Annotated in this window: 1 protein-coding gene; it reads left to right on the plus strand. The window is 55.8% G+C overall.

Features of this window, described 5'->3' with window-relative positions; all coding sequences use genetic code 11:
• A partial coding sequence (locus tag AAEZ06_RS27255) for an immunoglobulin-like domain-containing protein (RefSeq protein ID WP_350617214.1) occupies positions 1-274 on the plus strand: 274 nt, incomplete at both ends.

A 274-nucleotide genomic window follows, 5' to 3' on the forward strand; every position in this document is an offset into this window, starting at 1 on the left:
GCGGGCACCACCGTTATCGATACTGAAACTCCGTCGACCATCAAGTTGACTGCATCGGGTGAAGTTAACGAAGGCGGCCAAGTTACTTACACCGCCACGCTGTCCCACGCAGCGGGCAGCCCAATGACCGTTACCTTGAGCAATGGCGCGAAAATCACCATTGAACAAGGCAAGCTTTCCGGCGAAACGAAGTTCAACGCTCCAACCGATGACGTCTTCAAAGACGAAAGCACTGTCTCGGCCACCATCAAGCCGGACGGCATCACGGGCGGTA

This window comes from Pseudomonas sp. HY7a-MNA-CIBAN-0227 (assembly GCF_040310325.1).
Taxonomy (GTDB): domain Bacteria; phylum Pseudomonadota; class Gammaproteobacteria; order Pseudomonadales; family Pseudomonadaceae; genus Aquipseudomonas.